Annotated in this window: 23 protein-coding genes and 1 pseudogene; 13 read left to right on the top strand and 11 right to left on the bottom strand. The window is 70.5% G+C overall.

Going from position 1 to position 23,424, the window contains the following annotated elements:
* The first annotated feature begins 40 nt into the window (after positions 1-40).
* Positions 41-901 carry a sugar phosphate isomerase/epimerase family protein gene (locus tag ACVGV2_RS08520; protein ID WP_459165505.1) on the top strand — a complete coding sequence of 287 codons (861 nt, stop codon included), beginning with the start codon at positions 41-43 and terminating at the stop codon, positions 899-901.
* Positions 902-986: 85 nt separating this feature from the next.
* On the top strand, positions 987-1,898 hold the full coding sequence (locus ACVGV2_RS08515) for a spermidine synthase (RefSeq protein ID WP_459165504.1): 912 nt from the start codon (positions 987-989) through the stop codon (positions 1,896-1,898).
* A gap of 555 nt (positions 1,899-2,453) precedes the next feature.
* On the opposite strand, the gene ACVGV2_RS08510 is transcribed toward ACVGV2_RS08515, so the two are convergent.
* The 3 genes from ACVGV2_RS08510 to ACVGV2_RS08500 form a co-directional block, all read right to left on the bottom strand.
* Complete coding sequence (locus ACVGV2_RS08510; RefSeq protein ID WP_459165503.1) at positions 2,454-2,630, bottom strand: hypothetical protein; 177 nt, start codon at positions 2,628-2,630, stop codon at positions 2,454-2,456.
* Between the two features lie 162 nt (positions 2,631-2,792).
* Positions 2,793-3,377, bottom strand: coding sequence for a type 1 glutamine amidotransferase domain-containing protein (locus tag ACVGV2_RS08505; protein ID WP_459165502.1), 585 nt, complete (start codon positions 3,375-3,377; stop codon positions 2,793-2,795).
* A gap of 131 nt (positions 3,378-3,508) precedes the next feature.
* On the bottom strand, positions 3,509-4,288 hold the full coding sequence (locus tag ACVGV2_RS08500) for an enoyl-CoA hydratase-related protein (protein WP_459165501.1): 780 nt from the start codon (positions 4,286-4,288) through the stop codon (positions 3,509-3,511).
* Positions 4,289-4,528: 240 nt separating this feature from the next.
* Between ACVGV2_RS08500 and ACVGV2_RS08495 the strand changes: the two genes are divergently transcribed.
* On the top strand, positions 4,529-4,711 hold the full coding sequence (locus ACVGV2_RS08495; RefSeq protein WP_459165500.1) for a hypothetical protein: 183 nt from the start codon (positions 4,529-4,531) through the stop codon (positions 4,709-4,711).
* A gap of 212 nt (positions 4,712-4,923) precedes the next feature.
* Here the strand turns inward: ACVGV2_RS08495 and ACVGV2_RS08490 are convergent, their stop codons facing one another.
* Positions 4,924-6,270 carry a carboxypeptidase regulatory-like domain-containing protein gene (locus tag ACVGV2_RS08490; RefSeq protein ID WP_459165499.1) on the bottom strand — a complete coding sequence of 449 codons (1,347 nt, stop codon included), beginning with the start codon at positions 6,268-6,270 and terminating at the stop codon, positions 4,924-4,926.
* A 247-nt stretch (positions 6,271-6,517) separates the two neighbouring features.
* Here ACVGV2_RS08490 and ACVGV2_RS08485 point away from each other — a divergent pair, with 247 nt between their 5' ends.
* Together ACVGV2_RS08485 and ACVGV2_RS08480 are read left to right on the top strand one after the other, a co-directional pair.
* Complete coding sequence (locus ACVGV2_RS08485; protein WP_459165498.1) at positions 6,518-7,240, top strand: TetR/AcrR family transcriptional regulator; 723 nt, start codon at positions 6,518-6,520, stop codon at positions 7,238-7,240.
* A gap of 172 nt (positions 7,241-7,412) precedes the next feature.
* Positions 7,413-7,895 carry a TSCPD domain-containing protein gene (locus tag ACVGV2_RS08480; protein ID WP_459165497.1) on the top strand — a complete coding sequence of 161 codons (483 nt, stop codon included), beginning with the start codon at positions 7,413-7,415 and terminating at the stop codon, positions 7,893-7,895.
* A 135-nt stretch (positions 7,896-8,030) separates the two neighbouring features.
* On the opposite strand, the gene ACVGV2_RS08475 is transcribed toward ACVGV2_RS08480, so the two are convergent.
* Positions 8,031-8,525: a GNAT family N-acetyltransferase gene (locus ACVGV2_RS08475; RefSeq protein ID WP_459165496.1), complete on the bottom strand. Its 495-nt coding sequence runs from the start codon at positions 8,523-8,525 to the stop codon at positions 8,031-8,033.
* 347 nt (positions 8,526-8,872) lie between these two features.
* Between ACVGV2_RS08475 and ACVGV2_RS08470 the strand changes: the two genes are divergently transcribed.
* The gene (locus ACVGV2_RS08470; RefSeq protein WP_459165495.1) at positions 8,873-9,898 is read left to right on the top strand and encodes a CobW family GTP-binding protein; all 1,026 of its coding nucleotides are present in this window, start codon (positions 8,873-8,875) and stop codon (positions 9,896-9,898) included.
* On the opposite strand, the gene ACVGV2_RS08465 is transcribed toward ACVGV2_RS08470, so the two are convergent.
* Complete coding sequence (locus ACVGV2_RS08465; RefSeq protein ID WP_459165494.1) at positions 9,880-10,356, bottom strand: hypothetical protein; 477 nt, start codon at positions 10,354-10,356, stop codon at positions 9,880-9,882. The genes ACVGV2_RS08470 and ACVGV2_RS08465 overlap by 19 nt on opposite strands.
* A gap of 219 nt (positions 10,357-10,575) precedes the next feature.
* On the opposite strand from ACVGV2_RS08465, the gene ACVGV2_RS08460 reads away from it, so the two are divergent.
* Positions 10,576-11,286, top strand: a complete 711-nt coding sequence (locus ACVGV2_RS08460) for a GntR family transcriptional regulator (protein WP_459165493.1) — start codon at positions 10,576-10,578, stop codon at positions 11,284-11,286.
* Positions 11,283-12,479, top strand: coding sequence for an MFS transporter (locus ACVGV2_RS08455; protein WP_459165492.1), 1,197 nt, complete (start codon positions 11,283-11,285; stop codon positions 12,477-12,479). The genes ACVGV2_RS08460 and ACVGV2_RS08455 overlap by 4 nt, the downstream gene beginning before the upstream one ends.
* Before the next feature lie 45 nt (positions 12,480-12,524).
* Here the strand turns inward: ACVGV2_RS08455 and ACVGV2_RS08450 are convergent, their stop codons facing one another.
* The 5 genes from ACVGV2_RS08450 to ACVGV2_RS08430 form a co-directional block, all read right to left on the bottom strand.
* The gene (locus tag ACVGV2_RS08450) at positions 12,525-12,947 is read right to left on the bottom strand and encodes a PPOX class F420-dependent oxidoreductase (RefSeq protein ID WP_459165491.1); all 423 of its coding nucleotides are present in this window, start codon (positions 12,945-12,947) and stop codon (positions 12,525-12,527) included.
* 122 nt (positions 12,948-13,069) lie between these two features.
* Positions 13,070-13,357: a muconolactone Delta-isomerase gene (gene catC, locus ACVGV2_RS08445; protein ID WP_459165490.1), complete on the bottom strand. Its 288-nt coding sequence runs from the start codon at positions 13,355-13,357 to the stop codon at positions 13,070-13,072.
* Between the two features lie 46 nt (positions 13,358-13,403).
* Positions 13,404-14,255, bottom strand: a complete 852-nt coding sequence (gene catA, locus ACVGV2_RS08440; RefSeq protein ID WP_459159429.1) for a catechol 1,2-dioxygenase — start codon at positions 14,253-14,255, stop codon at positions 13,404-13,406.
* 79 nt (positions 14,256-14,334) lie between these two features.
* Positions 14,335-15,435, bottom strand: a complete 1,101-nt coding sequence (locus ACVGV2_RS08435) for a mandelate racemase/muconate lactonizing enzyme family protein (RefSeq protein WP_459165489.1) — start codon at positions 15,433-15,435, stop codon at positions 14,335-14,337.
* Entirely contained in the window at positions 15,432-16,340 is a 909-nt protein-coding gene (locus ACVGV2_RS08430) for a LysR family transcriptional regulator (protein WP_459165488.1), read from the bottom strand. The genes ACVGV2_RS08435 and ACVGV2_RS08430 overlap by 4 nt, the downstream gene beginning before the upstream one ends.
* Before the next feature lie 351 nt (positions 16,341-16,691).
* Here ACVGV2_RS08430 and benA point away from each other — a divergent pair, with 351 nt between their 5' ends.
* The 5 genes and pseudogenes from benA to ACVGV2_RS08405 all read left to right on the top strand — a co-directional run bounded on the left by benA (position 16,692) and on the right by ACVGV2_RS08405 (position 23,368).
* Positions 16,692-18,056 (top strand): benzoate 1,2-dioxygenase large subunit, encoded by a 1,365-nt coding sequence (gene benA, locus ACVGV2_RS08425; protein ID WP_459165487.1) that lies wholly within the window; start codon positions 16,692-16,694, stop codon positions 18,054-18,056.
* Between the two features lie 87 nt (positions 18,057-18,143).
* Entirely contained in the window at positions 18,144-18,653 is a 510-nt protein-coding gene (benB, locus tag ACVGV2_RS08420) for a benzoate 1,2-dioxygenase small subunit (RefSeq protein WP_459165486.1), read from the top strand.
* A 17-nt stretch (positions 18,654-18,670) separates the two neighbouring features.
* Positions 18,671-19,693, top strand: a pseudogene (gene benC, locus ACVGV2_RS08415) (benzoate 1,2-dioxygenase electron transfer component BenC); the annotation flags it as partial.
* 2 nt (positions 19,694-19,695) lie between these two features.
* Positions 19,696-20,490, top strand: a complete 795-nt coding sequence (locus ACVGV2_RS08410; RefSeq protein ID WP_459165485.1) for a 1,6-dihydroxycyclohexa-2,4-diene-1-carboxylate dehydrogenase — start codon at positions 19,696-19,698, stop codon at positions 20,488-20,490.
* 61 nt (positions 20,491-20,551) lie between these two features.
* A complete protein-coding gene (locus ACVGV2_RS08405; RefSeq protein ID WP_459165484.1) occupies positions 20,552-23,368 on the top strand; it encodes a helix-turn-helix transcriptional regulator in 2,817 nt (938 codons plus the stop codon).
* Positions 23,369-23,424: the final 56 nt, after the last annotated feature.

The following is a 23,424-nucleotide window of genomic DNA, read 5'->3' as shown; positions in this document are numbered from 1 at the left end:
ATCCCGCCCCCACCCCGGCACCATCGATGCGAGGCCCACCGTGAAGATCGCCCTCGACCCGCACATGTTCCGCTTCACCCCGCTGCTCGAACTGCCGCGGCTCGCAGCCGAACTCGGCTACGAGTGGATCGAGCTGTCGCCGCGCGACGACGTCCTGCCGTTCTTCGAGCACGCGCGCATCGACGACGCCACGCTGCGCGCCTTCCGCCGCGAGCTCGACGCGGCCGGCGTCGGTATCAGCTCCGTGCTGCCGCTGTACCGGTGGTCCGGGCCGGACGAGGACTCCCGCGAAGCCGCGGTGCGCTACTGGAAACGCGCCATCGACATCACCAGCCAGCTCGGCGTCGACGTGATGGTCTCCGAGCTGAACGGGCGCCCCGACGAGCCGGCTCGCAGCGAGGCCTGCTTCTGGCGGTCCGTGGAAGAACTCCTGCCCCGGTTCGAACACGAGGGCATCACGCTGCGCCTCGAACCGCACCCGGACGACTTCATCGAGGACGGCCGCGCCGCGGTCGACCTCATCCGCGGAATCAACTCGCCCAATGTGGAATTCCTGTACTGCACGCCGCACACGTTCCACATGGGCAACGACGCTCCGGGCATCATCGAGCACGCGGGGCCGCTGCTGACGCACGCGCACATCGCGGACACGTTCGACCACACCGCCTCCTCCGGCAAGCGCTACATCGTCAACCCGCCGTGGTCGACCGCCCGCATCCACCAGCACCTGGACATCGGCCAAGGCGAAGTGGACTGGGACGAGTTCTTCGGTTCGCTGTCCCGCACCGGCTTCGACGGGACGCTGGTGGCATGCGTGTTCGCCTGGGAGGAGCGCGCCCGCGAGTCCTCGGTGTACATGCGCGAGACGATCAACGATTACGTGGCGAAGCACTTCTCCTGAACAACGGCCGCGGTGCACTGTCCGCAGCGGACAGTGCACCGGCAGGCCCTGTGACCCAGCAGACACCGACCGGACGGTACGGTGCGTGGTGACAGATGACGACATCGGTGACCGGCTGGTGGTGCAGTTGAAGACACGTTGGCTTACGGAACCCGTCCGCGACGACGTGCGCGACCTCTGGCGGTTGCACGAGGTGCTCTACGAGGGATCCACCCCCTACCAGCAGGTGCTCATCGCCCGAACTCTGCTGGGCGTCACCCTCTTCTGCGACGACAATCCGCAAAGCGCCGAGATCGGCCAACTCGCCTTCCACGAGGCCGAGCTCGTGCCGGCGATGCTGCTGGCCGAGCGCCTCGACCGGGTGCTGGTGATCGGCTGCAGCGAGGGCACCGTCCCGCAGATCGCCGCCGAAGCCGGTGCGCAGGTCGACCACGTCGACATCGACCCGGACTGCGTGCGCATCTGCGCTGAACACCTGCCGTACGGGTTCACGCTCGAGGACGTGCGCGCGGCCGAGTCCGGCGACGGCGCCATCCGCCTGCACTACCAGGACGGGGCGGACTTCGTGCGCGCCGCGCCGCCCGAGGCGCGCTACGACGTGATCGTGCTCGACCTCCCGGAGGAGCAGGAGGAGTTCGACCTGCCGCACAACGCGCTCTACGAGGCGGATTTCCTGCGCGAGTGCCAGCGGTTGCTGGCGCCGAACGGCGTGCTCAGCACGCACGTCAGCCGCCCCTACCTGAGTCTGCCCACAGCGGACTCCGCGGCGAGCTTGGTGCGTCCGTGGCGGCGTTTCGGCGAGGTCTTCGGTACCCGGGTGTACTTCCGCGCCGACGAACAGCCGTGGGGCGCCATCATGCTCGGCCGCGACGACGTCATCGCCGACCCGGTGGCGCGCATGCGGCAGCGGCTGACCGAGCTGCGCTACCGCCCGCGGACGATGGACGATCGCGCCCTGCTCAGCGCCACGCACGTGCCCATGGTGCTGCGCACCTGACATGACCCGTTCCCGCCGCGCACGCCGCGAGCACGGGGAGCACTGCGTGGACGGCGCCGACGGGGAGGTCGGTGCCGCTCGGAACGCGCTGCGAGCGGCGGGCGCGCTGTCGGCGGAGAGCTTCAGCAGGTCTGCCCGCACTTGGCGCAGATCCTGCCCTCGTCTCCCTGCAGCGGGATCGGCGCGTGCGCCCCTCCTCCCGGGCATTCGTCGGCGACGGGCGACCGACAGCGCCCGCCCGGCAACGGCGACGCGTCGATCCCGACAGGCGCGTCCCACCGGGGGTGTTCGGTCCCTCCCGGCGCGCGTGACGCCCGGTCGAACGTCCAGCCTCCCCGGGGAAGAGCACCGGAACGGCGCACGCACGACGACAGCGTTGTCGGCAGCACGACCAAGATCATCCGGTTATCGTGCCGGACGCACGGCGACATGTGATTCGAATCGCGATCATGCGCACATGCCCACAACCTCTGCCGCGGGCACCGACAGCGAACGGGTGAACCGCGCACGCGGCGCCCGCGCCCACCGGTCTTCGCCTCAGCTGCGGCGGGGTCGCTATTCGGACGGATTCACGTCCTGCTCATCGGTCGCAGGTTCCTGCGCGGCGATCTCCTCGACGACCTCCTCGTCTTCCTGCTCGGCGCCGAAGACCGCGGGAGCCACCGGTTCGTCGATCTCGAACATGTCCCGACTCGCGTACACCATCGCCAGTTGCTCGCTCTCAGGTCCCACGCACGAAAATGGAGGATCAAGCTCGCACGTGGGTTCTGAGTCGGTCAAGTTCGCGACACAGCGTACTTTCGCGCCATGTCGGAATTCGAAACCAGCAGGCGCGCCGCGCCCGACGCGCATTCCGACTGCGGCGCCGGTGGGCACCGCAGCCGAGCGCAGTCGTCAACCGGACGCGGCCTGACCGACCTCCCGCTGGGTGTGCACGCCTTCGCCGATCTCCTCGACCACCTTCGCGTCGAAGGCGGACAGGTCGTCGGGCGTGCGGCTGGTGACCAGCCCGCGGTCGGTGACCACTTCGCGGTCCACCCAGGTGGCCCCGGCGTTGCGCAGATCGGTGGCCAAACTGGGGTACGAGGTCACCTCGCGGCCGCGCACGACATCGGCCTCGACGAGCATCCACGGGGCGTGGCAGATCGCCGCGATCGGCGCGCCCCGTTCGAACATGGTGCGCACGAACGACACGGCGGAACCGTCGCGCCGCAGCGCGTCCGGGTTGGCCACGCCGCCGGGGAGCACGAGCCCGTCGTACCGGCTCGGGTCCGCCTCGGAGACCACGGTGTCCACGGAGAACAGGTCGGCCTTGTCCAGGTGGTTGAACGCCTGCACCGTGCCGGAGCTGGTGGACAGCAGTTCCGTGCTGGCCCCGGCCTCGCGCACCGCGTTCCACGGCGTGGTCAGCTCCACCTGCTCGACGCCTTCGCTGGCGACGAGGAACGCCACGTGCTTTCCGTTCAGTGTCGATGCCACGGGTCCTCCTTGCGCAGTCGGGTTGCTGCGGGTGCGACGGGCGCGCCCGCAGCGGCCGTTCTGGAGGTTCCCGCTGCTGCGGAGGTGCCAAACGTGCCTTCGGGCGGCACCGTTCAGGAGCGGAGGCCGGTCTACTCCGGGAACTCCGGCGGGCGCTTGTCCACGAACGCCTGCATGGATTCGCGCCCCTCCGGGGTCTGCGACGAGGCGGCCATGGCCTCCAGCGCGATCGCGTAGGCGTCGTCCTCGGGGCGGTCGAGCTGGGCGTGGAGCACCTGCTTGCCGAGCGCGGTGCTGCGCCGGCTCCCGCAGGTGGCGCGGGCGAGCAGGTCGTCGACCGCGCCGTCGAGTTCGTCATCGCCGACGACGCGGTTGACCAGTCCCCAGTCGGCGGCGGTGGCGGCGTCGATCGTGTCGCCGGTCAGGGCCATCTCCATCAGGCGTTTGCGGCCGATGTTGCGCGCCACGGGCACGGCCGGGGTGTGGCAGAACCAGCCGCCCTTGCCACCGGGCAGCGCGAACCCCGCGGATGCGCCGGCGACGGCCAGGTCGCAGGAGGCGACGAGCTGGCAGCCGGCGGCCATCGCCAACCCGTGCACGCGGGCCACCACGACCTGCGGAACGGACTGGATGGTGCGCATCAGCTCGGTGCAGGAACGCAGCATCTCGCGGGTGTCCTGGTGGTCCCGTTCGGCCAGGTCCGCGAAGTCGTGTCCGGAGCTGAACACCGGCCCCGCCCCGGCGAGCACGATGCCCGCGGCCTTGGTCTCGCCCGCCTGCCGGAACGCGGTGCGCAGTTCGGTGAGGTGATCGGCGGTCAGCGAGTTGCGGCGCTGCGGCCGATCCATGGTGATGCGGATCGCGGGCTCGCCGTGCTCGACCCGGATGTGCTGCCACGAGGTGCTGCTCATGTTCGTCGTCCTCCGGTGCGAAAGCGTGTGGTGGTCCGCGCACGCGGCCGTGACACGGCAAGCCTCGCACATCCTCCGCGGCCGTGGGAGGAACGCACGCCGCAGGGGCCGGGGCGGAAGGCCCCGGGTGCCGCGCTCGGACGCGCCGTACCCGCCGGTCGCCTCCGCGACTGCGCTGCGGCCGGGTAGGCTCGCACGCGCATCTCGGCCCGATCGCCGCTGACTCGGAGGGTTGATCTGGTGGACCGCAAGGGTGTTGTGGTGATCGTCGTCCTCGCCGTGCTCGTCGTCGGCTTCCTCGTGGTGCGGGACCCGGTCAACGCCGCAGGGGTGGTGCGCAGCGGCTGGGAAGCCCTGTTGAACCTGGTCCGCACCATCGGGTCCGCGCTGGTGACCTTTTTCCAGCACCTCACCCAGGACTGAGGCCCCGGTTCGGCTGGAGTTCCGCAGCGCGCCACGGGCTCCGGCGAGCAGTGGACCTCTGCGGCGGTCGACCAGCGGCGGCCCGCACGTGTGCGGCGCGCCGCTGCCGGGACGGACAGCGGCACGCCGCGTGACGGACCTTCCCGCACGTGCTCGCGCACGTAGCGGAGGGCTCTTCCCGCCGCGGCTCGAAGCACACCGCGGAACGTTCGCTACTGGATCCGGGCGGCCGCCTTCGCCGCCGGCTGCAGCGCGAAGTCGTAGCCGGTGGTGCGTCCGGGGCGAACGGCGATCCGGTCGGCCAGCGGCCGCATGCCTTGGGCGGCGACCACGACGGTGACGTGCTGTTCCGGCAGGTCGTGCACTTCGTAGGAGCCGTCGGCATCGCTGGTGACGCGGGCGAGCTGCGCCCCGCTGCCGTCGGTGATGGTGATGACGGCGCCGGAGACCGCTGTCGCCGCGGTGTCGCGGACCGTGCCGGCCAGCGTGCGGTGGTGCGCGGGACGCGGAGGCGCCACCGACGGATCGGCGGCCGCGTCAGCGGACTCCTCCTCATGCTCGTAGGTCCCGCCGGTGTCCACGGCCTCGGGGTCAGCGGCCTTCTTGCGGTGCTGCCACCACTGGGTGCCGGACACGAGCGCGACACCGAGGGCGCACCACGCGGCGAGACCCCAGATCGCGGAGGTCGCGCCGGAGCCGCCGAAGTAGAAGACGCCCCGCATCGCGTCCACCGCCTGCCCCAACGGCAGGAAGTCGTGCAGGACCTGGAAGAACTCCGGCACGAGTTCCTTCGGGATCGCACCGCTGGAGGACGGGATGCTCAGCAGCACGAACAGGCCGATGGCCACCGCGGGGATGAACTGCTTGACCAGGGGCACGAGGCCGAAGGCCGTCCAGCCGATGGCCTGCGTGAGCATGAACGCGACCGGGATGAACGTCAGCGGTTGGTTCGGGATGACGTTGGTGCTGAGCGCGAAGATGTAGGCGGCCACGGAGGCGAAGACACCGACGCCGACGATGGACAGGAGTTTCTGGCGGGTGCCGACTTCGGCTCGCAGCAGCATCATCACGGTGATGTACGGCGGGATGTTCAGCGCCATCAGGCAGTAGAACAGGCCCGTGCCCATCACGTCGCCCGCTGCTGTCGGAGCGAGATCGGTGAGCTGCAACTGCTGTCCGGTCGCTTGTGCCACGGGGCTGAAAATCTTCTGGGTGAACTGCATCAGCGCCTGGCCGTTGGCCTTGCCGTAGAACAGCTCCCCGTCGGCCGGGTCGTAGGCCGCGACCACGTCCCGGTCCTGCACCGCCTGCCGGGCCTCCTGCTCGGAGGGAACCGCGCTGACGTCCACGCCGTCGGGCATCTTCTGGTCCAGCTGCACCTCCAGCTGGGCCGCCGCCTGGTCACCGACGACCGCCACCGGCATGTTGTGCGGCGACGGGGCGTGGAACGGCAGCAGGTAGAACACCAGGAACCCGAGGATGAAGAACACCGGGAACCACAGTGATGAGGTCAGAGTTCGCGCTGTGCGGACCCACTGCCGCGACTCTTCCGCAGCCAACGAGCCTCCTGATCTGTGGGACGGATCTGCGTGCAACGACCAGCCGGTCCGAGCGACGCTGCCCCGCGGACCGCGCATGTGCTTCTCCCGAAGTGAGGCGGGGCGGACATGTGTCGGGGCGGCAGCAATGCCGCACTCCCGGGATGCCGCACTCCCGGAACGCGTCCCCACCGATGGTGGGCGCACGTCGACTACCCCCATGCCTCTCGCTTAGTCATGCTAACTGATTTCTGCAGTCCATGCAAAAATGCAGGAACGCACGGGTCCGGGTCCGCACCTCTCGGGGGCGGGCTCTATCATCCCGGCACAACGGTCGACACGTAGCACGCAGCACCGCCCGAGCAGCCGGAGGGACGGCCATGTCACACCCCGCAGGAACATCGCCCGGGGGCTGCGGGAACGCAAGAAGCGCGCCACCCGGGAAGCCCTCCAGCAGGCCGCGATCGGCCTGTTCCGCGAGCACGGCCCCGAGTCGGTCACGGTCGAGGACATCTGCGCGCGAGCCGACGTCTCCCCGCGGACCTTCTTCAACTACTTCGCGGCCAAGGAGGAGGTCCTCGTCCCGTGGGACCACGACATCCTCGCCTACGTCGCCGACCGCATCCCCGCCGAACCCGCCGAACAGGAACCGCTGACCGTGCTGCACACCGTGCTGAGCGAAGCCGTGGACAGCGCGATGGCCGGACCGACCTGGCGCGACCAGACGCGCGTGCTGCGCGAACACCCCGAACTGCTCCCCCGGGTGATCAACTCCTCCCGCACGCTCGAAGCGACCGTCGTCGACGGGCTGGCACGACGACTCGAACGCGACCGGACGGATCCCTACGTGAACCTCACCGGCAGCGTGGCGATGACGGCGCTGCGCACGGCGGTGCAGTGCCACGGTCAGACCAACTCCGAACGCGGTGTGCGCGACTACCTCGACGAGCTGTTCGCCCATCTCCGAGCGGGGCTGCACCCGCCGACCTGATGCCCGCGGCAGCCGGAGGGGCTTCGGCGCCACGCGCGCGATCGTCCACACGGGACGCGGCATCCGGGGCCGGTGCACCGCACCAGCGGTGCGCTGCTGTACCTTGCGTGCCACGGCAGCAACCCGTCGCCGGGACGGTTCGGCGACACCGACCCGAAGGAGCGCCCGCGGCATGTCCCGCCCCGTCGGCACCCGCGAGACCCGCCGGCTCATCCCGATGGACCTCGGCACCCGGCGTCGCCACGCGCCGCGCCGTCGCCGCGGGTACACGCGCGAGTTCACCATCGACGGCCACCTCGGACGGCTGACCACGAACTCCTACCCGGACGGCGCGCTCGGCGAGGTGTGGGCCGGCATCGAACCGGCCCCGGACAGCACGTGGGATCACCAGTCGGTCAACGGCTTCCTCAGCGGCCTGTGCAGCGCGGTCACCCTCGGCCTGCAGCACGGGGTGGCGCTCGAGCACTACGTCCGCCAGTACGTCGGCATGTCCTTCGCCCCGGCCGGCGCTGTGTCCGATCCGGACATCCCCTACGCGCGCAGCGTGCCCGACTACGTGTTCCGCCGCATCGCGCTGGACCACCTCGAGTCCCGTGCCCAGCCCGGCCCCGGCATCCGCAGCAGCGGCGAAGCCGTCGGCGAGACCTCCGCCTGACGGCAGACTTCACCGGCCCCTGACGCGGCGCGCCGACCCCGACGCGGCGCACGCATCCAAGGCATCGGCACCATCCGGGAGCTGCCCGAGGGGGTCACCGACAACCGGCCTTCGAGCAGGCCGGCGGCACGGGTCTCACTGCTCGGCGAAGTCGCAGTACATGATGTGCAGTCCCACGCGACCGAGCTCGGGGTGCTGGAACGCACCGGGAACCGTCCCGATGATCCGGAAACCGAGACGTTCGTAGAGCTTCACCGCACCGCGGTTCGTCTCGACCACGGCGTTGAACTGCACACCGGCGTAGCCTTGCTGCTCGGCCCAGCTGAGCATGTCCTCGCACAGCGCGGTCGCCACCCCGCGTCCGCGGTGGGCCGAGGGAACCATGAAGCTCGCGGTGGCCACGTGCGAACCGGGACCGGGCCGGTTCGGCCCCATGGCGGCGGTGCCCAGCACCTCCTCCTGCTCCGCGGCGACGACGGTGCGCTCCGGCGGGTGCTTGATCCAGAACGCGCGAGCTTGCTCGGCGGTCATCGACGGTTCGAGCGCGAAGGTGTCGCCTTCGCCCACGACCTCCTGGATGATGGGCCACACCTGCGGCCAGTCCGACTCCGCGAACTCGCGAATGAGCATGGTCGCAACATAGCAGGTCGTGCCGGCCGCACGAGCCCGTGCCGGTGCTCCTCCCGCCGTTCACGGCAGCGGTGCGCTCCAAGGCGCCGCGAGGCGTGCACCGGCAGCCGCGAGGCGTGCACCGGCAGTAGCGCCCGGGCTTTCGGCGCTCGGGCTCCGGCGGCAGGCGACCGCGCGGACCCGCGCCGCAGGAGGCGGACCCGCGCCGCAGGAGAACGCCCTGCCCTGCCGGGCAGGTCCGGGCTGCGGCATCGCGAACCTTCTCCCCCAGGCGTCGACGCCTGGGGTTCTGGCGGCTGCTCTACCATCGTCCCGGCGCCGTCCCGCACCCCGGAGGTAAAACAGCGTTGGCAACCGACCGCGTCCCCGTCGTCGTGCTCGCCGGGTTCCTGGGAGCGGGCAAAACGACTCTGCTCAACCACGTGCTCCACCACTCGGGCACGACGAGGGTGGGTGCCATCGTCAACGACTTCGGCGCGGTCAACGTCGATGCGCTGTCGGTGTCCGGGCAGGTCGACGCCGCGGTTTCCCTCGGCAACGGATGCCTGTGCTGCGCCGTGGACACCAGCGGCCTCGACCGCATGCTGCGGCGTCTGAGCAGGCCGAGCGCGGGCATCGACGTCATCCTCGTGGAAGCCAGCGGCATCGCCGATCCGCGGGAGATCGTCCGCATGCTGCTGTCCAGTGAGGACTCCCGCACCACCTACGGCGGCCTCGTCGAAGTCGTCGACGCCGTCGAGTTCGACGCGGCCCTGCAGCAGCACCCGGAACTGGCCACGCACGTCGATTTCGCCGATCTCGTCCTGCTCAACAAGGTCGACCGCGTCGACGAGGACGGGGTGAGCGCGCTGCGCGACACGCTCGAGCGCCTCAGCCCGGGAACACCCGTGGTCGACACCGACCACGGACGCGTCACCCCCGAGCTGCTGTTCGACACTCGTCAGCACGAGCCGACCGGCCAGCTCTCGTTCGACCTGCTCGACACCGATCCGTGCGACGAACAGGGCCACGCGCACCCGCACACCGACTACCGCAGCGTCGAGTTCAGCACGGTCGAACCGCTCGATCCGCGCCGACTGATGCGCTTCCTCGACGAGAGGCCCGGCGGACTGTTCCGCATCAAAGGTTCCGTCCACTTCGGAATCACCGGCTATCGCCGGAAATACGCGCTGCACACCGTCGGCCGCTACGTGCGCCTGCACCCCGCGCGGTGGCAGCGCGGAGAACCCCGCGCGACGAGCCTGGTCGCCATCGGCTCGGGTTTCACCCCGGAAGCGGTGACCGAGCGGCTCCGGCAGTGCGTGGCCGGTGCGGACGATCCGGCCGACGAGAACGCGATGCTGCCCCTGCTGCGCTACATCGAACCGGCCTGAGCCGAGCGATCCGCCGATCCGGGCGGAGCCGGCACTACCCCGCGCGATGCGGCACCGAGGACGGCGGCCGAGCACCCTCCGGTGAGCACCGCTCCCCCGGCGAGGCCGGTCACCACCCGCCGGCCCCACCGGGGCAGGGCCGATCCGCCGGCGACGGTCGCGGCGACGTCGGCGGCATCGGCGACCGCCGAGGCCGCCAGCCACACCGCAGCTGCGGACGTGTCCTCGCGACGCAGCGCGTGCAGCGATCCGACGCCGAGCGCGAGGTCGCGGCCGCCGAGGGCGCGACCGAGCACCTGCACCGGCACGGTGGCCGCACCGCCGCTGCCCACCCAGACGGTTGCGGGCAGGCTCGGCCGCACCAGGGCGGCGCAGCCGAGCGCGACACGGCCCGCGCTCAGCGCCGCGGCCGCCCACCGGGCGGCCCGCCGCTCGTCCACTCCTCCGGAAACACCCATTCCCGCACCTCGCTGCGTACCTGCCGCCGCGCGGCCTCCGATCGTGTCCGGCGCGAGTATCCCCGGCCGCGTCGGCGAGCTCCACCGCTCGCCGGTGATCCACGACCGCTCGGCGGGCCGCATCCGCACGGGCGCTGACCGAACGCCCGCGCAGCGGCCAGGGCGGAAGAGCTTGCACACCGGTTTGTATACTGGCTTGGATTCCGCACGAGGAGGATCATGTCGTCAGGCAAGACGCGCACGGTCTACCTGCGCCTGCGCGAGCTGATCGAGTCGATGGAACTGCCGCCCGGAGCACCGTTGAGCGAGACGAGCCTGGCGGAACGGCTCGAAGCGTCCCGCACACCCGTGCGCGAGGCGATCCGGCAGCTCTCGCACGAAGGGCTGATCAACTTCGCCCCCGGGTCGGCCGCGCGGGTGTCACCGATCTCGCTGCACGGAGTCCGGACGCTGTTCGAGTTCCGCATGATCCTGGAACCCGCCGCCGTGCGGATGGTCGCCGAGGACGGCCGGAGCCGGCCCGAGCTGCTCAACGACTTCGCCGACATCGCCACCGAACTCAATGCCATCACCGCCCGGGTGGGCACGGCACCGCGCGCCGAGCTGGCACCGCGCTTCTACCCCCTCACCGACCGGTTCGACCAGGCCATCACCGCAGCCTGCCGCAACGAACCGCTGGCCCGGACGATCGCCCACCAGCGTGGCCAGACAGCGCGGCTGCGCGAGGTCGCCCACTCCGCGACCGAACGACTGCCCGCGTCCGCGCACGAGCACCGGCACATGTGCCGCGCGGTGCTCGACGGCGCCGCGGAGACGGCCGCGGACGCGCTCACCGAGCACCTGTCCCGCACGCAGCAGGCGATCCTCGAACAACTCACGCACGGGATCAACACGGGCACGTTCGACGTCGAGATCGGACCGGTGCCTTGACCTCGTTGAAACGCCACGGGATCTCCGCGCAGCTGGGTCTGCTGCTGCTGTGCGTCATCTGCACCCAGACCGCGCTCAACCTCGCGCGTCCGCTCATCTCGTACCGCGCGATCTCCCTGGGCGGTGCCGAGGTCGCCGTCGGGCTGATCACCGCGGCCTACGCGCTGCTCTCGCTCGTGGTGGCCCTGCCGCTGGGCCGCTACACCGACCGGACCGGCCGCACCGTCCCCGTGCTGCTGGGCGGGACCGCCCTGCTCGTCGCGGCGCCGCTGTGGCTGGCGGGTTCGGACTCGCTGCTGAGCGTCACGTTCGGCTCGGTCGCGCTCGGCTTCGGCCACATCGTGTTCATGATGGGCGGCCAGCGCTTCGTCACCACGGTCTCCTCCGACGACGCGCTGGACCGCAACTTCGGCCTGTACACCGCCGCCGTCTCGGCCGGGCAGATGCTCGGCCCGCTCGCTACCGGGCTGCTGCTCGGGCAGGCCTCGGGCACGGCGCTGACCGGGGCGACGACCACGGCGTTCCTCGCCGCGGCAACTGCGGCCGCCGCAGGAGCACCGTTCGCGCTGCTGCTGCGACGGCGCGGCCCCTCCGGCGCGACGCCGGCCCGCGAGTCCGGCAGCCAGCGGGGTGCGCTGAGCCTGCTGCGCCGACCGGGCATGTCCACCGCGTTGTTCAGCAGCCTCGCTCTGCTCGGCGCGGTCGACCTGCTCACCGCCTACCTGCCGCTGATCGCCGAGAACCGCGGCATCGCCCCTGCCGTGGCCGGTGTGCTGCTGGCCGTGCGCTCCGCGGCGTCGATCCTCTCCCGGCTGGGGCTGGGGTACCTGGCCGCGCGCTGGCGGCGACGCACCCTGATCACCGCCAGCTGCCTCGGCGCCGGGGTGTGCCTCGTGCTGGTCACGACACCGGGACTGGGGGTGTTCACGATGACCGCGGCGCTCGCCGTCGGCGGGTTCTTCCTCGGCATCGGACAGCCGCTGACCATGACCGCGGTGGTCCGCACCTCGGGCAAAGCCGACCGGGGTGCCGGCCTCGCCCTGCGACTGTGGTCGAACCGGGCCGGCCAGGTGGTGCTGCCCGCCTGCGCGGGTGCGGTCTCCGGGCCGCTGGGCGCACCGAGCGCCCTGCTGTTCGCCGCGGTCGTGCTGTTGGCCGCGGGCGGGTTCGCCCGCTTCGGCCCCCGCGAGTGACCACCTCGGCCGGCGCGCCGGACGAACGCGCCGAGGACGTTCGATTCAGTGGTGGGCGATGTCGGTGTTCTCCGCCGCGCCCCACCCGTGCCAGCGCTGCACGTCGATCCACGCGCTGATCCGGTTGCGGTTGCGCACGTGGTACTGGGCGCCGGTGTAGTGCTGCGCCAGCCGGTCGATGTCGGAGAGGTCCGGATCGTCGACGATCTCAGCGACGGATCCCTGCAGGCTGACGTGCGTGTACCAGTCGTCCGACGCGAGGACGGTCAGCGTCACGCGCGGGTTCTGCCGCATGTACTCCAGCCGCTTGCGGCCCTCGTCCATGTTGACCAGGATCCGCCCGTCGTCCCAGATGTACCAGGTGGCCACCGAGACGGGCTGACCATCCGGACGCACCGTGCTGATCACCGACGGGTTGGGCTGGGACAGCAGGTGGTCGACCTTCTCCGGGACCGGTGGCTTCGCCACGGAGCACCCCCTCGAACAACGGGCTCGACTTGCCGCGCCCATCCTAGACGAAGCCGCCGGCACCGGTCCGGGCATCGTCCCGCCCGCGTGTCGGCGGCTCCGCGGCGGAAGCCGGCCGGCGCTCACTCCTCCACAGCGATGTCGGAGGGATGCGTCGTCAGCGGGGTGATCTCCATGTCCATGTACGGGAACAGCGGCAGGTTGGACAGGATCTCGTGCAGCCGCGCGTTGCTGTCCACGTCGAAGATGCTCAGGTTGGAGTACCGCCCCGCGCACCGCCAGATGTTGCGCCACTCCCCTCCCCGCTGCACCTCCTGCGAGTAGGCCTTCTCCCGCGCGAGGATGTCCTGGCGCACCTCCGGATCCATGTCCGGCGGCAGGTTGACGTCCATTCTCACCGCGAACAGCACGATGTCCTCCTCTCCACTTCCGAGCTCGGCCGCGTGCCGCGGGAGCTCACGCCGGGTCGAGCACGAAGTCGTAGGTGACCGCGTTGCCCGATCCGTCCTCCCGCGGCCGCGGGTCCAGGATCAGGTCCGGTTTGACGGCCTGGGCGATGTCGTCGTCGACGTGCTCGCCGCCCTCGAAGTACAGCTGCGAGGTGATCGTCCGGTGCCCGTCGGCGGTGACGCGCACGTGCAGGTGCGCGGGCCGCCACGCGTGCCACCCGGCGGCGTTGATCAGCGCGCCGCACGCCCCGTCGTGCGGGATCTGGTAGGGAGCCGGCTGCACCGTGCGGACGGTGAAGCGTCCCTGCTCGTCCGGGACGATCGTGCCGCGCAGGTTCCACGTGGGCAGGCCCGGCGCGTACTGAGAGTAGTAGCCGAGGTCGTCGGCGTGCCACATCTCCAGGCGCGCACCGGGGAGCGGAGCGCCGTCCACGCTGCGGATCTGCCCCTGGAAGACCAGCGGGACGCCTGCTTCGCCCTCCCGCATGGGCAGGGTCGCCTCGCTGGGCAGTTCGGGCGCGCCCTCGACGTAGTAGGGGCCTTCGATCGAACCGGCGGTGCCGCTGCGGTCCTCGTTGGCCACTTCCTCGACGACGTGCTCGATCCACACGTCGAGGAACAGCGGCCACTCGCCCTCCTCGCCGACGCGGATCAGCCACGCCTTGAGGGCGTCGTACTCCTCGTAGGTGACCTTGTGGCGGCGGATCACGTCGTGCAGGGCGCTGAGCGCGTCGGAGACGATGGCGTTGACGCGTTCGGGGCTGCTGTCGGCGAGGGTCTGCTTCTGCTGGAAGCGCTCGGTCGCCGCCGCACCGGAGGCGGCCGCGGTGGCGTCCTGCTCGTTGAGCTGCTGCGTCATGGTCGTTCCCTCACTTCACTGTGTTGGTGGTCCCCTGCTGGTTCGGTGGTGCCCGGCTGCCGGTGCTGCGCCGGCGACGTCAGTCCTGCCGGTAGCGCGCCAGCTTCTCCGGGTCGATGTCGATACCGATACCGGGGCCCCGCCGGACCCGCACGGTGCCGTCGGTGATGCTGATCGGTTCGGTCAGCAGGTCATCGTTCATGTCCAGGAAGTTCGACAGCTCCCCCGCGCGGCGCGACGTCGATTCGTGGGCGGCGCCGAACACGGCGGTGCACATCGTGCCGAGCTGTCCGTCCACCTGGTTGCCCATGAGGACCTCCACACCGAGGCCCTCGCACTCGTGCAGGACGCGTTGCGAGTCGCTGAAGCCGGTGCGGGCCGTCTTGATGCTGACCGCGTTGGCGCTCGCACCGAGCAGCTCGCGGGTGACTTCCCCGGTGTGCGTGGCGCTCTCGTCGGCGACGAACGGGATCGGGCAGCGCTGCACCAGCCACCGCCTGCTCAGCACGTCGTCGGCCGGGCACAGTTCCTCGGCGAGCGTGAGGTCCAGGTCCTGCATGGCCTGCAGGGCGCGCGCGGACTCGGACGCGGTCCACCCGCGGTTCCCGTCGACGTAGAGCTCCACGGACTTCCCGAGCCGTTCCCGCAGGGTGCGGCACGCCTCGACATCCACCGTGTACGGGCGGCGGCCGACCTTCACCTTGAAGGTGGTGATGCCGTAGGTGTCGCGGACCCGTTCGGCTTCGGCGACCATCTTCTCGGTGTCGTCGAAGCCGACCATGTGGGACACCCGCATGCTGTCGGCGTAGCCGCCGAGCAGGTCGGTCACCGGCATGCCCGCGGCTTTTCCGACGACGTCCCACAGCGCCATGTCGATGGCGGCTTTGGCGGTCGGATTTCCCACCGTGCGGTGCATTCTCGCGCGCGCCACTTCCCGTTCCGAGGGGGACAGCCCGACCACTTCGGGCGCGAACAGGCGCCGCACGGCGGTGACGATCGATTCCTGCGTCTCACCGTAGGTGAACGGCCGCGGCGGTGCTTCGGCGACACCGGTGACCCCCTCGTCGGTGTGCACCCGCACCAGCACGTGCTCGGCCCGGTGCACAGCACCGCTGGCGAAGCGCAGCGGTTTGCGGTAGGGGATGGCGAACGGGATCGCCTCGATCTCGGTGATTTTCACTCGGTCTCCTCGCTCTCCGACAGGAACGCACCGCGCGTCTGCAACACTTCCACCAGGTTCCGCACGGTCGGGTGCTGGGCGTCGCGGCACCACGCGAGCGCCACCTCCAACTGCTCCGCCCCGAGCACCGGCCGGAACACCACTCCGTCCAGCGGCATCGCACGCACCGAGTCAGGAGCGAGCGCCACGCCCAAGCCGGCGGCGACCAGGGCCAGCAGCGTGGACGTCTCGGTGACGTCGTGCTCCCGCCGCGGCGTGAACCCGGCGGCCAGGCAGGTGCGCACGACCGCGTCGTTGACCACCGACCGGGATTCGGCCGAGTACAGCACGAACGCCTCGTCGCGCAGCTCGGCCAGCTGGACCTCCGCGGCACCTTCCAGGGGATGCCCGGTCGGCAGCACCGCCACGAGCGGTTCGCGGGCGAGCACGCGGTAGGCGATGTCATCGCGCCGCACCGGCGGCCGCAGCAGCCCGGCGTCCAGGCGCCGGTCGGCGATCGCGTCCTCCTGCGCGGGGGTGAGCATCTCGGAGTGCACGTCGAGTTCCACCCCGGGCAGCTCGCGGTCGACGATCCGGGCCAGTTCCGGAAGCTGGCGGTACGACGCCAGTCCCGTGACACCCAGGCGCAACCGCCCGCTCAGTCCGGCGGCGATGCGTCGAGCCCGATCGACACCGTCCTCCACGGCCCCGAGAACGCGCAGCGCATCGGTGTAGAAGGCCTCGCCGGCAGCGGTGAGCTCCACGCGCCGGGTGGTGCGGGTGAACAGTCCGACCTCCATGTCCGCTTCCAACTGGCGGATCGCCTGGGACAGCGGTGGCTGGGCCATGTGCAGGCGCTCCGCCGCCTTGCCGAAGTGCCGGGTCTCGGCGACGGCGACGAAGTAGCGCAGGTGCCTCAGTTCCACCGTTTCCTCCACGCGGACGAGGCGAGTTCCCCGAGTGGTCGAACAACCCGCCGTCCGGAGCCGGGGCTCCCGCACCCCTGCGACGGCGGGAGCTCAGCGCCCCGGCAGCGCGAACGGGCGGACTTCGTGCGGGAACGGGCGTGGTCGACCGATGACTGTAGTGACAACAACTGCTCGGCAACAAATACTGGAACAGAACTTATTGAAACGCAATAGATCTCAATCGGGCACCTAGGTCAATACTAGGGAAACGCCTGGGGTGTTCCAGATAACTCCGGTGTCAGTGTGATGCAACTTCCGGCGCTGATTCGTGGCGTCCGCAACTCGCTCCCACCACCGACAGGAGGAACAGTGACGAAGACGTTCAACCACCTCCGCGACACGCTGGACGACGCGCTCGTCGACGACCCGGCCAACGGTCGTCGCCAGGTCAAACGGGGAGTTTTCGCCGACCCGGACCTGTTCGAACTCGAGATGAAGTACATATTCGAGGGCAACTGGATCTACCTGGCGCACGAGAGCCAGATCCCCGACGTCGGGGACTACTACACGACCCACATCGGTCGCCAGCCCGTGGTGATCACGCGGGACAAGAACGAAGAACTGCACTGCCTGATCAACGCCTGCAGCCACCGCGGTGCGATGTTGTGCCGCCGCAAGACCGACAACCGCCGCACCCTGACCTGCCCGTTCCACGGCTGGACCTTCAGCAACGACGGCCGGCTGCTCAAGGTCAAGGACCCCCGCGAGTCGGGCTATCCGGAGGAGTTCAACACCAACGGATCCCACGACCTGACCAAGGTCGCCCGCTTCGAGGGCTACCGGGGCTTCCTGTTCGGCAGCCTCAACGCTGACGTGCTGCCGCTCGAGCAGCACCTCGGCGAGGCCACCAAGATCATCGACATGATCGTCGACCAGTCGCCCGAGGGATTGGAGGTGCTGCGCGGCACCTCGACCTACACCTACGACGGCAACTGGAAACTGCAGGCCGAGAACGGCGCCGACGGTTACCACGTCTCCGCCACCCACTGGAACTACGCGGCCACCACGGCCCGCCGCCAGGAGGGCGAGTCGAAGAACGACACCGCGAACATGGACGCCGGCACCTGGTCGAAGCAGAAGGGCGGGTTCTACTCGTTCGAGCACGGCCACCTGCTGCTGTGGACCGAGTGGGCCGATCCGTCGAACCGCCCGCTCAACGAGCGCCGCGCGGAGCTCACGGAGAAGTTCGGCGAGCAGTGGGCGAACTGGATGATCGGGTACGCGCGGAACCTGTGCCTGTACCCGAACGTGTACCTGATGGACCAGTTCAGCTCGCAGATCCGCCACATTCGACCGGTGTCGGTGGACAAGACCGAGGTGACGATCTTCTGCATCGCGCCGAAGGGTGAGAGCGCCGAGGCGCGGGCCAACCGGATCCGCCAGTACGAGGACTTCTTCAACGCCACCGGCATGGCCACCCCGGACGACCTCGAGGAGTTCCGGGCCTGCCAGAAGACCTACATGGCCACCGAGGCGCTCTGGAACGACCTCAACCGCGGTGCCGCGCACGAGATCGACGGTCCGGACGAGGACGCGCAGGCGCTCGGCCTGCAGCCGCTGGCCAGCGGTGTGCGCACGGAGGACGAGGGCCTGTACCCCATCCAGCACGGCTACTGGCTGCAGCGCATGCACGAAGCCGTGTCCCAGGAGCAGAAGCAGGCCACCGACGCGTGAGGCCGACCTCGACCTGAACTTCCGCCGGTGCGCCCCGATCTCCGGGGCGTTCCGGCGCGGTTTCCACTCGGACGAAAGGCACGACCCATGACCGCGATGACCGACACGGTTGCCGTCGAGGACGTCCGCCAGTTCCTGTACCGGGAGGCGCGCTACCTCGACGACTGGGAGTTCGAGAAGTGGCTCGAGTGCTACCACGAGGACGTCGTCTTCTGGATGCCCGCGTGGGACGTCGACCACCAGCTCACCCAGGACCCGCACAACGAGATCTCGCTGATCTACTACCCGAACAAGGGCGGGCTGGAAGACCGGGTGTTCCGCATCCGCACCGACCGCTCGGGGGCCACGAGCCTCCCCGAACCGCGCACCGGCCACAACATCACCAACGTGGAGGTCCTCGAGCAGCGCGGCGGCCTGGTCGACCTCCGGTTCAACTGGTTCACGCTGTACTTCCGCTACGACACGGTGGACACCTATTTCGGAACTTCGTTCTACACGGTCGATTTCACCGACCACGAACAGCCGTTGATCACGTACAAGCGAGTCGTCCTGAAGAACGACTACATCCACCACGTGGTCGACATCTACCACATCTGATTCGAGGTGAAGTGACGATGACCCACCAGGTCGCGCTGAATTTCGAGGACGGCGTCACGCGCTTCATCAACTGCGGTTCGCAGGAGACCGTGGCCGAGGCCGCGTTCCAGAACCGCATCAACATCCCGCTGGACTGCCGGGACGGCGCGTGCGGAACCTGCAAGTCGTTCTGCGAATTCGGCGACTACGACGGGGGCGACTACATCGAGGACGCCCTCACCGACGAGGAAGCCGAGCAGGGCTACGCGCTGCCGTGCCAGATGATGCCGCGCAGCGATCTCGCCCTGCAGATCCCGAGCACCTCGGCCGCCGCGAAGACGGCGCCCGACAAGCACGGCGCGACCCTCAGCGACATCCGGCGGTACTCGGACTCCACCATCGGGTTCACGTTGGAACTGGACGATCGGGATCGGTTGAACTTCCTCCCCGGCCAGTACGCCAACCTCGACGTGCCCGGCACCGAAGCGCGCCGGTCGTACTCCTTCTCCAGCGGTCCGGGCGACAAGACCGTGGAGTTCCTGGTGCGCATCACCGAGGGCGGCATGATGTCGACCTACCTGCGCGAAACGGCCGGCATCGGCGACCGCCTCGACCTCACCGGCCCGATGGGGACGTTCTTCCTGCGGGAGACCTCGCGCCCCGTGCTCATGCTGGCCGGCGGCACCGGACTCGCTCCCCTGCTGTCGATGTTGGCCACGTTCGAGGAGAACCCGCCGCAGCACCCGATCCACCTGATCTACGGGGTGACCTACGACGACGACCTCGTGGAGTTGGACAAGCTGCGGGAGTGCACCGAGGCGGTTTCCGGGTTCACCTTCGACTACTGCGTGGCCGACGAGAACAGCGCCGCGCCCAACAAGGGGTACGTGACGAGCCTGTTCACCGCGGAGAACCTCAACGGCGGTGACGTCGACGTGTACCTGTGCGGGCCGCCCGCGATGGTCGAGGCCGTGCGGTCGCACATGTCCGAGCAGGGCATCGAACCGGCGAACTTCTACACCGAGAAGTTCAACGTGGCTGCCGAGCAAGAAGGAGGCCAGCCATGAACGACTCGGCCATCTCGTGCCGCTTCGCCGGCCAGGTCGCCGTGGTCACCGGCGCGGCGCAGGGCATCGGGCGCGCGGTCGCCGAACGCTTGTTCGCCGAGTCCGCGGAGGTCGTCCTCGTGGACCGCAGCGAAGTGGTCCACGAGGTGGCCGACGGGCTCATCTCCAACGGCCGCAAGGCGCACGCGCTCACCGCCGACCTCGAGCAGTGCTCGGGCGCAGCGGAGGCGATGGACCGATCCCGCGAACTGCACGGCGGGCTCGACATCGTGGTCAACACGGTGGGCGGCACGATCTGGGCCAAGCCGTACGAGCACTACACCGCGGAGCAGATCGAGGCGGAGATCCGCCGGTCGCTGTTCCCGACCCTGTGGTCGTGCCGCGCGGCGCTGCCGCACCTCATCGAGCAGCAGCGGGGCACGATCGTCAACGTCTCCTCGGTGGCCACCCGCGGGATCAACCGGGTGCCGTACTCGGCCGCGAAGGGCGGCGTCAACGCCATCACCCGCTCGCTGGCCATGGAGGCGGCCGAACACGGCGTCCGCGTGGTCGCCACCGCTCCCGGGGGCACCGAGGCGCCACCGCGCCGGGTTCCCCGCGGCCCGGGGCCCGCCGACGAGCAGGAGGAGCAGTGGAACGCCGAGGTGGTCCGGCAGACCACGGACTCCTCGCTGATGCACCGGTACGGCACCACCGAGGAGCAGGCCGCGGCCATCGCGTTCCTCGCCTCCGCGGAGGCCTCCTACGTCACGGGCAGTGTCCTGCCGGTCGCAGGTGGCGACCTCGGCTGAGCACGCCGCGGGCGTGACCTGAGCTACCGGAACCCGGGCTGGTGTCGTTTACAGTGTCGGAATGATGTCCACGCGGCACCGGCGCTCCGTGGTGGGACGCGAGTCCGAACTCGCCGAGCTCGCGGCCCTTCTCGAAGCAGCTCGCGCGGGAAACCCCGGTGCGGGCGTCGTGGCGGGGCCGGCGGGCATCGGCAAGACGGCATTGCTGGACGAGTTCGCGCACCGGCATGCGGACCTGCACGTGCTGCACGCCTCCGGGCTCGCCTGGGAACGGTCCGTCCGGCTCGGCGTCGCCGAGCAACTGCTGCGCTCGGCCACCTCCGGCAGCGCGTTCGGCGGCTGCGCTCCTGCGCAGGAGGCGCAACCGGATGCGGCGGACGCGGAGCCCGCAGACGCGGAAGCAACCGGGGGCAACGACATCGTCGATGCGGGGCGTCGGCTGCTCACCCGGTCGGCCCCACCGTGCGCGCACGGGACGCTGCTCGTCATCGACGACGCGCACTGGGCCGACACCGCCTCGCTGCAGGCCGTTTCCTCGGCGCTGCGACGTGCCGGGTCAGCGCGGCTGCTCGTCGTGGCCGCCAGCCGCGAGGACCACGACGGTGCGGGCGAGCACGACGGTGGGGGCGATGCGGAGCAGGCCCAGCGGTTGCTGACCGGGCACCACGTCCCGGTGCTGCGGCCGGCCCCCCTGCTGCCCGAGAACGTCCGCGACATGGCCGCACAGGTGGGTGCCGACATGCCGCTGCCGGCGGCGTACCGGCTCGCCGAGCACACGGCGGGCGTTCCGCGGCACATCGACCAACTGCTGCGGGAGTGCCCGCGGCAGCAGTGGTCGCGGGTCCAGCCGTACCTGCTGCCGGCGCCCCGCGCGGTGACCACCGAGGTGGTGGGTCGGCTGCACACGTGCAGCAGCACTGCCCGCGCGATGGCCGAGGCGGCGGCGGTGCTGGGCGGCACCGTCCCGCTCGCCGACGTGGTCGCACTGGTCGAAACGGTCGGTGCCGCGCCCGTGCGCGGATCGGTGGCCGCGCTCGACGAGCTGTGGACCGCGGGGCTGTGCACCACGGCCGAGGGCGAACTGCGCACCCTGCGGTTCGCCGCGCCGCTGGTGCGATCCGCGGTGTACGGCACAGTTCTGCCGCAACGACGGCAACTGCTGCACCACTCCGCCGCGCGCGTGGTCACCGACACGGGCGCGCAGCTGTCGCACCGCGTGGCGGCCAGCCCGTTCCCGGACGCCGATCTGGCCGCAGAACTCGACCACTACGCCGAGGACCAGGCCTCGCAGGGCGCCTGGCCGGCGACGGCGGAAGCGCTCGTGCAGGCCAGCACGCTCAGCCCACGACGTTCCGACCGCGAGCACCGGTTGCTGCGCGCGGTCGACGCGCTCATCGGTGCGGGTCACCTGTTCGAGGTCGACGCCTACACGGCGGCGATCCAGAGCTTTCCGCCGACGGCGTTCCGGGACGCGGTGCTCGGTTACCACGCGCTGGCGCTGGGCCGCCGCTCCGACGCGGAGCAGCTGCTCACCGATGCGTGGGAACGCTGCGATCCGGAGGGCGAGCCGGAACTGGCAGCGCTCATCTGCCAACGGTTCGTGCTGCACTCGCTGAGCCGGTGGCGCGGCGAGCACCTGGTGCGCTGGGCGAAGCGCGCCCGGGAGCTGGCCGGCAGCGGCACCCCCGCGGTGGTCGAGTCCGACGCGATCATCGGGCTGGGCATGGCCGCCTCGGGGCAGCTCGAGCAGGCCTGCGAAGTCTACGCCGACTCGAACGCGGCAGCCGGGGCCCAGGCGCAGCGGTTCCAGATGGCACGGGGGTGGCTGTCGCTGGCGTTGGACGATCCCCTCTCGGCTCGCAAGGACCTGCAGAACGCGGTGCCCACGCAGTACCGCATGGGTTCGGTGCGCATCTCACTGTGGGCGCAGGCGTGGCTGGCGCGCACCGAGTTCTGCCTGGGCCTGTGGGACGAGGCGCTGCGCACGCTCGACCGGGCCCGTGCGCAGCTGGACGAGTCCGGGATCGAGATCCTCGCACCGCTGGTGCACTGGACGGGCGTGCAGATCCGCGCACTGCGCGGCGACTGGGAGCTCGCCGATGTGCACCTGAGCCGGCTGACGGGGGCGTTCGACTACGAGATCATGCTGCTGCCCGCGCGCATGGCCAAGGCGCACTACGCGGAAGCGCTATCGGACTACGCCGGTGTCCTGCGCGCGTTGGAACCGATCGCGCAGACGCCGGACCGGGAACCCGTCGACGAGCCGGGTTTCTGGCCGTGGCAGGACATCTACGCGAACGCGCTGGTGCAGACGAACCGCCTGGACGAGGCCGATGCGTTCCTCGCCCCGCACGAGGCACGCGCCGCCGAACGGGAGCACCACTCGGCCATGGCCCGCACGGGATACGTGCGCGGCCGGCTGTGCGGCGCGCGGGGCGACATCGAGCGCGCACGCCTGCACTTCGACGCGGCGCTGCAGCACGTCTCGCGAACGCCGATGCTGTACGAGCGGGCGCGCGTGAACTTCGCCTACGGGCAGACGTTGCGCCGCGCGGGCAAACGCCGCGACGCCGACGTGGTGCTGCACCGGGCGCGGGAGCTCTACGCGGCGATGCGCGCACGCACCTACGTGCAGCGCTGCGACCGGGAGCTCAAGGCCGGCGGCCTGCACGGGCACCGGTCGGAGGCCGACACCGCCGAGTTGACCGCGCAGGAAAGCGCGGTGGCCAAGCTCGTCGCCGAGGGCAGGAGCAACAAGCAGGTGGCCGTGGAGCTGTACGTGTCGGTCAAGACGGTGCAGTTCCACCTCACCCGCATCTACAGCAAGCTCGGCCTCGCCTCGCGCGGGGAGCTGGCGGCGCGCTTCCACGAGCAGTAGGAGGTGCTCGAGTCGTTCCGCCCGCAGGCCGGACGGGGCCGCGGAACGACCGGGCA

The sequence above is a fragment of the Bounagaea algeriensis genome (assembly GCF_054491375.1).
The sequence above is the reverse complement of the archived record's forward strand: the minus strand, read 5'-3'. Positions and strand labels throughout refer to the sequence as shown.

Excerpts from the sequence above, each read along its gene's own strand:
- ACVGV2_RS08500 (WP_459165501.1), bottom strand. The coding sequence starts at position 4,288 with ATGAGCAGCACCTCGTGGCAGCACATCCGGGTCGAGCACGGCGAGCCC.
- ACVGV2_RS08485 (WP_459165498.1), top strand. The coding sequence starts at position 6,518 with ATGCAGGAACGCACGGGTCCGGGTCCGCACCTCTCGGGGGCGGGCTCT.
- ACVGV2_RS08480 (WP_459165497.1), top strand. The coding sequence starts at position 7,413 with ATGTCCCGCCCCGTCGGCACCCGCGAGACCCGCCGGCTCATCCCGATG.
- ACVGV2_RS08475 (WP_459165496.1), bottom strand. The coding sequence starts at position 8,525 with ATGCTCATTCGCGAGTTCGCGGAGTCGGACTGGCCGCAGGTGTGGCCC.
- ACVGV2_RS08465 (WP_459165494.1), bottom strand. The coding sequence starts at position 10,356 with ATGGGTGTTTCCGGAGGAGTGGACGAGCGGCGGGCCGCCCGGTGGGCG.
- ACVGV2_RS08460 (WP_459165493.1), top strand. The coding sequence starts at position 10,576 with ATGTCGTCAGGCAAGACGCGCACGGTCTACCTGCGCCTGCGCGAGCTG.
- catA (WP_459159429.1), bottom strand. The coding sequence starts at position 14,255 with ATGACGCAGCAGCTCAACGAGCAGGACGCCACCGCGGCCGCCTCCGGT.
- benB (WP_459165486.1), top strand. The coding sequence starts at position 18,144 with ATGACCGCGATGACCGACACGGTTGCCGTCGAGGACGTCCGCCAGTTC.
- ACVGV2_RS08410 (WP_459165485.1), top strand. The coding sequence starts at position 19,696 with ATGAACGACTCGGCCATCTCGTGCCGCTTCGCCGGCCAGGTCGCCGTG.
- ACVGV2_RS08405 (WP_459165484.1), top strand. The coding sequence starts at position 20,552 with ATGATGTCCACGCGGCACCGGCGCTCCGTGGTGGGACGCGAGTCCGAA.